This is a genomic window from Streptomyces sp. NH27, from assembly GCF_056859195.1.
On the sequence record NZ_JACEGK010000534.1, the window covers coordinates 1 to 5533 of the forward strand.

A 5533-nucleotide genomic window follows, 5' to 3' on the forward strand; every position below is an offset into this window, starting at 1 on the left:
CCACCGCCCCCACCGGCCCGTACCGTGGCCGTAGGACCCGCCAGGAGGCCGCCGATGAGCGCACAGCCCGACCACGCTCCCACCGATGCCCCCATGCCGCCGCCCGGCCCGGCCGCCGCCGCGCAGCTGCTCGCCGTGCTGCGCGCCGACCGACGCGCCGACCGGTGGGTGCCGGCGTTCGAACGGGACTGGAACAAAGCCCTGGAGGACTCCCGGCACTCCTACTCCCTGACCCCGCTGCACGACGTCGTCCGCACCTGGCAACTGCGCGCGGCCGCGGCCCCGGCCGTCGACGCCTTCTTCGACAGCGGGATGGACGAGACCGGCTTCGTCGCCCTGGAGGACGTTCTCGGGCCCCGCCCGTGAGCGCCGCCGACCCGTGGCCGGCCCGGCTGTCACCACAGGCCGGCAAGACGCTCACGGAGCTCCCGCCGCACGCGACGGAGATGGTCCGCGACGTCCTGGACATCGCCTCCCGCACCCCGTGGGGCTGGCCCCAGTGGAACACCGACGATCCCGAGGGCGAGGACGTCCGCGCCGCCTCGATCGGCCAACTGTCCGTCGTGTACTTCGTCAACCGCAGCAGCCGGCACCTGGTCGTGCTGGAGATCGTCTGGCTCGGATAGCCACCCGCACGAACAGCGCCCCGTCCCCGGCACTCGAGATGCCGGGGGCGGGGCGTTTCGCATCGTAGCCACCCGCCGCCGCAGAGCCCGGTAGCGTGCCGGGGACTGATCCGGACCCGGGGCGGGGAGTGACGATGCGGTTTGCACAGTTCGATGAGCGCGGCCCGCTGACGACGACCGAGCTGGGGGCGCTGCGGTCGTTGAACGCGGCGTTCTTGACCGCGCGGTACGAACTGCGGTCGGCGGGCGCTTTGTGGGACCGGCTCACAACCGGCAGTGATGTGGCCGACGTGCACGAGGCGAGCACGACGTTCCCGTTCTACGGGCAGGCCGTCCAGGAGATCGCGCACGGCGCGACCGCCTACGAGCGGCACGTGGCGCTGGTCGCCTGGCGCTACACGGCCGCGGCGGTCGTCCTGGGCGTCACCCTCCTGCAGCGCGTCGTGGAGGGGACGCCGCCCTTGACGGCCGCGACTGTGGAGGAGCTGTGTCAGGAGCCGACGTTGGGCCGGCTGCACGCGGCGCTGTCGGTACCGGTGGCCGACCTGCTGCCGGAGAGTGAACACGACCTCCCCGACAAGCGGCCCCGCACCGCACAGCGGTGGAAGCAGGTGCGCGACGGCGTGGACGACGCGATCGACCTTGTCCTGGAGCTCGCCACGGACGTGGACGCCCCATTCCCCCGCACCAAGGACGAAGCCGCCGGTTGCCTGCTGACCGAGCACTGCCCGCCCTACACCGACCCCGTGTACGAAGGCGTCCTGGAGCCGCTGTTCCACCTGGCGGAGGAAATCCCGTTCGACATCAGCCGGATCATCACCAAGGGCTGAGCCCGCTCGCGGCTCAGGCCTGCGGCGGCGCCGCGCCAGGCAGCTGCCCGGCGAAGTCCCACCACTGCTGGATCGTCCACACCGCGAAGCTGGAGCGGTCGGTGGACATCCGCAACCACACCTCCTCACCGCCGGGCATGAGAGCCACCTCCAAGTGCGGCTGCTCCCACGAGCCCACGGGGTACATCCACTCGATGCCATCGGGCCAGGCCCGCATCGCCACCGTCTGCACGCTCAACGCCGCGGCGAAGGCGTCCAGCGCGGCCTTGGGGATCCGCACCTCCGCCGGCTCACGTTCGATCCCCACTACCCGCGCCCCCTCCTGCGGCGAGACACGGCAGCTCCCCGCGCGCCACAGCCTGCCAGACCTCGAGCGGCCACAGGTGGCCACGCGCAGCCCCGGCCTGTGAGGTCTATCAGGCTCACAGGCCGTTTCCCCAGGTGAGCGGGGTGATCTGTGAGGCTGTGAGGGTGTGGGAGTGGAGCTCGCGCCCCGCGCTTCCGTACGCCCTGGTCCCGCCAGGCGGCGCGCGCGACGATGGGGACATGGGCGGGCACGAGCAGGACCAGGAGCACGTCGGCGAACCGGCGCGGCCGCCGCTGGACGCCGCCGGCGCCCGGGAGATGACGGCCGGGCTGCGCGAGGCGATGGCCGACGTCCGGCGCACGGTCGCCGTCCTGGCTGCCCGGGTCCGTGCCGCGCACGCCGCGCGCGTCTGGGTGCCGCTCGGCTACGGATCCTGGGAGGCGTACTGCGACGCGGAGTTCGGCATTTCCCGCGCTCAGGCGTACCGGCTCCTGGACGTCGCCCGCGCCCTGGCCACGATCCACGACGCGGTCGCCGCCGGCACCGAAGTGTCTCTCATGCGAGACACCGGCCCGGCCGCCGCGGCCGCGCTCGACTACGGCCTGTCCCAACGCGCCCTGATCGCCGTCTCCAGCCGCAGCAGCGACGTCGCAGAGCTGATCACCCGCCGACTCGCCACGCTCGCCCACAGCGGCCTCCAGTCCCTCGACACGGCCACGGTGCGCGCCGTAGTCCGCCAGGCCGTCCGCGACGTCCGCACAGCCCCGCCGCCCGCCGATCCGCCGGCCGACCCCGAGCTTGCCGCGCTGCGCGCCGTCGTCGACAACCTCGCCGCCGCCACCCACGCGGTCGGCGAGCTGATGCTCGAAGTCGCCCCCGCGTACCTGTCCGACACCGAGGCCGCCAACGTCCTGGCCCCGCTGTGCGAGCAGATCGGCGAGGACCTCGAGCACGGCCTGGCCGCCCGCCGCTACGCGATGTCCGGCGACCGCCGCGCCCTGCACGGCACCGTGCTGTAACGGAGTTGGACACGGCGAGCAGCAGCCGGAAGCAGCGCGGTGCAGCGGGTACTGCTGCTCCGTGAGCCGTGTAGCAGCACGGTGCAACGTGATGCAGCATGTGCCGCTGCTCGGTTGATCCGGAAGCTGCACAGCATTTGCACCGCTGAGGCGGCGCACGGGAGTGCTGCACAGGTAGCAGCCCGTTGCGGTCGGTGCAGCACGGTCGGTTGCTGCGTACGCCGCGAGTTGTTCCCCTGCTGCACTTTCCTGTGCAGCAGGGGAACAATCGGCAGGCCCGTATCACCCCCGGGTGATAACCGCTGCTGCGATCTCCGGTAGCCGGCGGCGAGCGTGATCAGCCGACGGCGTGCAGCGTGCTGCGCCGCTTGGTGGCTGCGGCCTTCTTCGCCGCGGCCTGGTCGGCGCGCTTCTTGCGCTGCCGGGCGAGCTGGTCCTGGTAGTCGGCGACGGCCTGGTGGTAGTTGTCCACGAAGCCGGGCACGTCCAGGCGGTCGCCCTTGGGCATGGCGTTGACCGCGGCGACGGCGTCCTCGGGGGAGCTGTAGCCGGCCAGCATCGGGTTGATCTGGTAGACGCCGTTGCGGACCTTGGTGACGAGCTTGGCCAGCTCCAGACTGCGCAGCGCGGCGTTCACGCTGGGACGGCTGAGGTTCAGGAGCTGGCCGATGGCGGCCTGGTCGATGGTGATACGGCCGCCGGCCTCGCTGTGCGCCCGCAGCTTCAGCAGCGCCCGGTACGCCGCTGGCGGCAGATCCAGGTCGGCAAGGAGCCCGTCGGCGTTGACCGCGGCGAATCGCAGCATGCTCACTGTTCCCCCTCCTGCTGGCGCGCAGCGCGCTCCAGACGGCGCGCAGCACGCTCCTTGGCCCGTTCCTGACGCAGCTCCTCGATCGCCCGCCGCATGTGCTCCAGAGACGGGAACCGCACCAGGTCCGGCAGGGACTCATCCTTGCGGATCTTGGTGATGGTGTCGTGCTGCTCCACCTTCACGTACTCGCTCGCGGTGCCGGCGGCCTCGGTGCCGGGGATGAACTCTGCCACCCGGTACGAGTAGGGCGGGTTGAACTGGTAGCAGCCACGTTTGACCTTGAAGACGATCCCGTGGCTCATGACCACCTGCAGCGTCTCCGACGCCCTGGTCCGGCTGACGTCCAGGACGGTGGCCATCTCATCCTGCGTCAGGTAGATCCGGCCTCCGGCCCGCTGGCAGGCGATTAGCAGCAGGATCATCCGCAGCGGCAGCGCCTCGCGGAAATACTGCGCGATCAGGAACAGGAACTCCAGGGAGTCCATGGAGAAGGCGTTCGGCTGCTCCGCGGTCCCGTAGAACTCCAGCGGCTTGCGCTCCCCCTCCAGCGTCAGCTTCCGCCCCGGGAACCGCCGTGCGACGTCGTCCAGGCCCTTCACCGGGGCGATGGGCGCTGCCCACGCCTGGAGAGCGTCGTCGACCGGCTGCTGAGGACGCGGCGCGCGCCTCGGACCCGGCTGCTTGCCCTGCGGTTCGGCTGACACGGTCGCTGCGCTCCTCTCTCCTTCGGTGATCACGGGCGGCAGCAGTATGTCAGCCGCACCGACATAAACGTCGGTCTCGCTGACGTTCCGCGTGTCTTGTGTCCCGCGTGGGGGGACACAACGTGTCTTCCGCTCCCGCCGTCGGGCCCTCGAGCCGTGCGGGGCCCACGCCGCCCCGGAATGTCGGTCTGGCTGACGTTTCCGGGCTGTTGGTGTCGGCCCTGCCGACATTCCGCCGTCGATATGCACCACTAGGAGCGACACACCGACGTCGATCTGTCCCTGCTGAGGGGGCATACCTCGCCAGCCGTACCCTGTCTGACCTGCGATGATCGATCTCCGTACCCTCTTATACGCCGGTGGCCAGACTGCGGGCCGGACCCCGTCGTGGCGCGCCAGGCTTCGCGTGCGGCCCGGTGGGCGGCCTGCGGGCTTCGGGACAGCACCAGCGGTCCTGAGTCTCGGGCGGTACCAGCCGTGACGTACGAACAGCAACTGGCGTGGCCGGCCCCGGCGGGGGTTCCGCCGCCCGGCCTGGCGGCCGCGCGGCTCCGGCACCTCCGCACCATGTAATTCAACCTCTGGCATATCGTGCCTTCTGTTCTACGGCTGAGGTATTCAATGGGCGGTTGTCGATCATCATTCTCCGGTATTCTCTTTCACCGAAAACACCGCGCTTTATTCGCGCCATGGAGGATTGAAATCCCGGCGGAGGTGCGAGGGGCAGGGGTGGTGATCAGTCCCAAACTCTACACAGTGCATCAATGCGAAGCAGCACGCACGCGCCCGGTTCGTCAGTACGGGTGACGGTTGCCTCATCCTGGCGCACGGGACGAACTTCGCGTGTATGCTGATGTGGTCGTGGTGTTGCTGCGGGTGGTGCGGTTGACTGCCCGATCGGTAGAGGAGGGGTTCGGGTGGAGCGTAGCGGAGCCCGTTCCCTGCGGTGGGGCCGGCCCCGGTCCGGCGGGTGGGTGACGTTCTGTCATCGGGGGGTGGTGGCTGGAACTTCCAGGGTTTACACGGGTCCGCGCGTGATGCACCTCCCCCTCCTAGCCTGCCTGCTTTTCGGGTTTTCCCGCTTGCGGGAAAACCGGCAATTCGCGCGGAGCGCGTATTGCCTTAGCGGTTGAATTGCGCGAAGCGCAATTCCATTCCGGCGCTTGCGCCGGAATCCGCATTTCGCTTGCGAAATGCATTTCGCTTTGCGGCGGCTTGCCGCCGCAGGACCCGCTC

Annotated in this window: 8 protein-coding genes; 4 read left to right on the forward strand and 4 right to left on the reverse strand. The window is 70.2% G+C overall.

Annotated elements, in window-relative coordinates:
* The first annotated feature begins 54 nt into the window (after positions 1–54).
* The 3 genes from AC13HU_RS31185 to AC13HU_RS31195 all read left to right on the forward strand — a co-directional run bounded on the left by AC13HU_RS31185 (position 55) and on the right by AC13HU_RS31195 (position 1456).
* Entirely contained in the window at positions 55–366 is a 312-nt protein-coding gene (locus tag AC13HU_RS31185; protein ID WP_483045330.1) for a DUF6247 family protein, read from the forward strand.
* Complete coding sequence (locus AC13HU_RS31190) at positions 363–626, forward strand: hypothetical protein (protein WP_483045331.1); 264 nt, start codon at positions 363–365, stop codon at positions 624–626. The genes AC13HU_RS31185 and AC13HU_RS31190 overlap by 4 nt, the downstream gene beginning before the upstream one ends.
* A 134-nt stretch (positions 627–760) precedes the next feature.
* On the forward strand, positions 761–1456 hold the full coding sequence (locus tag AC13HU_RS31195; RefSeq protein WP_483045332.1) for a hypothetical protein: 696 nt from the start codon (positions 761–763) through the stop codon (positions 1454–1456).
* A 13-nt stretch (positions 1457–1469) separates the two neighbouring features.
* On the opposite strand, the gene AC13HU_RS31200 is transcribed toward AC13HU_RS31195, so the two are convergent.
* Positions 1470–1763: a hypothetical protein gene (locus tag AC13HU_RS31200; RefSeq protein ID WP_483045333.1), complete on the reverse strand. Its 294-nt coding sequence runs from the start codon at positions 1761–1763 to the stop codon at positions 1470–1472.
* Between the two features lie 239 nt (positions 1764–2002).
* On the opposite strand from AC13HU_RS31200, the gene AC13HU_RS31205 reads away from it, so the two are divergent.
* Positions 2003–2782 carry a hypothetical protein gene (locus tag AC13HU_RS31205; RefSeq protein ID WP_483045334.1) on the forward strand — a complete coding sequence of 260 codons (780 nt, stop codon included), beginning with the start codon at positions 2003–2005 and terminating at the stop codon, positions 2780–2782.
* Between the two features lie 337 nt (positions 2783–3119).
* Here the strand turns inward: AC13HU_RS31205 and AC13HU_RS31210 are convergent, their stop codons facing one another.
* The 3 genes from AC13HU_RS31210 to AC13HU_RS31220 form a co-directional block, all read right to left on the reverse strand.
* Positions 3120–3587, reverse strand: a complete 468-nt coding sequence (locus AC13HU_RS31210; protein WP_483045337.1) for a MarR family transcriptional regulator — start codon at positions 3585–3587, stop codon at positions 3120–3122.
* A 2-nt stretch (positions 3588–3589) separates the two neighbouring features.
* Complete coding sequence (locus tag AC13HU_RS31215; RefSeq protein ID WP_483045335.1) at positions 3590–4297, reverse strand: hypothetical protein; 708 nt, start codon at positions 4295–4297, stop codon at positions 3590–3592.
* Positions 4298–5349: 1052 nt separating this feature from the next.
* A partial coding sequence (locus AC13HU_RS31220) for a hypothetical protein (protein ID WP_483045336.1) occupies positions 5350–5533 on the reverse strand: 184 nt, incomplete at its 5' end.